We start from the raw sequence: 1,958 nt of genomic DNA, 5'->3' as shown, positions 1-1,958 counted from the left end.
GTCGCGGGCACGGCGATCGCGCGCACGCTCCTCCTCGAGCACGGCGTGGTGTTCTGGCTCGCGTCGCCGGCGCCGTTCGCCGCGTTCCGCCTCGCGGGCCTGCCGCCTGCTGTTGCGTATGCCGCGCAGGCGTGCATCGCGGCGCTGGCGATCGCGGTTGCCTGCACCGTGTGGACGCGCTCGCGCGACATCCGCTTGCGCGCGGCGGTGCTGGCGGTCGCCACGCTCGCGGCGAACCCGTACGTGTGGCACTACGAGCTTGCGTGGCTCGGCATCGCGATCGCGTGCATGCTGGCGATGGGCTGGCAGGACGGCTGGCTGCGCGGCGAGCAGACCGCGATCGCGCTCATGTGGCTGCTGCCGGTCGTCGAATACCTGAACCCGTGGCTGCAATGGCCGCAGATCGGCCCGGTCGTGACGCTGTTCGCGCTCCTCGTGCTGCTGCGCCGCGCCGGCCCGCGGGCTCAAAACGCGAGCCGCGGCGGCACGTAGATGCCGTAGTACGGCCCGACGCCGGTCGCGACGCCGGTCATCTTCACGCCGGCGACGAAATGACCCTGGATGTACTTGTACGAGCCGCCGAGCGACACGTCGATATGGAACGGCGCGAACGCGACGATCGGCACGGTGGTGCTGGTCGCGGTCTGCGTGACGACCGGCAGCACCACCGTCGTGCCGACCGGCACCGACGTATAGAGCGTCGCCTTCACGCCGGTCGCGAGATTGATGCTGTCGCCGATGTTGAGCGTCGTCGGGTTGCCGGTTGTCATCAGGCCGCCCATCGTCGTCGTGTCGGTCGCGGTCGACTGGAACGACGTCCACTGCCCGCCCATGCACAGCAGGCCGTAGACCTGGCCGTTCGTGATCGAGAATTCGAATGGCTGGCCCGTCAGCGGATTGATCAGCGGCTGGTTGGTCGACGCGTTCCAGTACAGGTTGTACACGCACTGGTCGATCGCGACCGGAAACAGCCCGCCTGCCCCGACCCCGCCCGGCGCCGCCAGCACCGCCACGGCGGTCGCGCTGTCGGATGCGCCGGGAATCCCCAGCAGCCCGCCCAGCAGCAGCGGAATCGAGCCGCCGTTCACGCCGGGTGCGCGCGACACGGTGACCTGCACCGCCGGCACGTCGTACTGGCCGGGCGTGATGGTCGTCGCCTGCATGGACGAGGGGTTGCGCGTGACGTTCCAGTATCCGGTGGTCACCGTGCCGGTCGACAGCGCCGCGCCGGCCGCCGAGTTCTGCGCGATCACGCCATTCGCCGCCGGCGCGGCCTGCGACCAGTTCACCGCGCCGCCGCTCGGCGACATCATCGCATCGGCCCCCGCGAGCGCGGCCGCATCGGCCGCGTTCTGCAACTGGTTGTTCACCGTGACCACCCACGCGATGTCGATCGCCAGCGCGCCGAACGACAGCAGCGGAATCAGGAACAGCAGGAAGAACAGCGCGACCGAACCGCGCTGCCGCGCAGCATCGACGGGTTGCGTGGCGGCCACGTCATTCATAGAGCATCACCGACGTCGCCGAGACCGTGACCGGGCCGGTGAGCGCGCTGAACGCGGACCCCAGCACGAGCCCCGAATACGTGTAGGTCACCGTCACCGTCAGCGCGGTGCCCGCCGTCGTGCCGTTCGCCTGCGTCACGGTCACCGCCGGGGTCGTCGCGGTGCCGCCGGTGATCAGGCTGTTCTGCATCGCGTTCTGCGCGATGCTGGCGATCTGCGTCGTGGTCAGCATCGGCACGCGCAGCATGACGCCGGCACGCGCCGCCTCGCGGCTCGCGTTCGTGATGACGGCCTTGTCGCACAGGATCAGGCTCGTATCGATGATGCCGATCAGCACCATCAGCAGGAACGGCAGCATCAGCACGAACTCGAGGGACACGACGCCGCGCGCGTGGCGCGCGCCCGCCGCCCCGCGTGTCATTTTGCGGCCCCCGCACCCGGCGGCACGACGCC

2 protein-coding genes and 1 pseudogene are annotated in these 1,958 nt (G+C 70.2%); 1 reads left to right on the top strand and 2 read right to left on the bottom strand.

The window, feature by feature from the left end; all coding sequences use genetic code 11:
* Window positions 1–492: pseudogene (locus G3N99_RS39515) on the top strand (hypothetical protein); the annotation flags it as partial.
* Here G3N99_RS39515 and G3N99_RS39510 read toward each other — a convergent pair.
* Together G3N99_RS39510 and G3N99_RS39505 are read right to left on the bottom strand one after the other, a co-directional pair.
* On the bottom strand, window positions 465–1,505 hold the full coding sequence (locus G3N99_RS39510) for a TadG family pilus assembly protein (RefSeq protein ID WP_206125113.1): 1,041 nt from the start codon (window positions 1,503–1,505) through the stop codon (window positions 465–467). The pseudogene G3N99_RS39515 and the gene G3N99_RS39510 overlap by 28 nt on opposite strands.
* Window positions 1,498–1,926 carry a TadE/TadG family type IV pilus assembly protein gene (locus tag G3N99_RS39505; RefSeq protein ID WP_206125112.1) on the bottom strand — a complete coding sequence of 143 codons (429 nt, stop codon included), beginning with the start codon at window positions 1,924–1,926 and terminating at the stop codon, window positions 1,498–1,500. The genes G3N99_RS39510 and G3N99_RS39505 overlap by 8 nt, the downstream gene beginning before the upstream one ends.
* Between the last annotated feature and the right edge of the window lie 32 nt (window positions 1,927–1,958).

The organism is Burkholderia sp. Ac-20392 (assembly GCF_017104585.1).
Classification (GTDB): Bacteria; Pseudomonadota; Gammaproteobacteria; order Burkholderiales; family Burkholderiaceae; genus Burkholderia; species Burkholderia lata.
The sequence above is the reverse complement of the archived record's forward strand: the minus strand, read 5'-3'. Positions and strand labels throughout refer to the sequence as shown.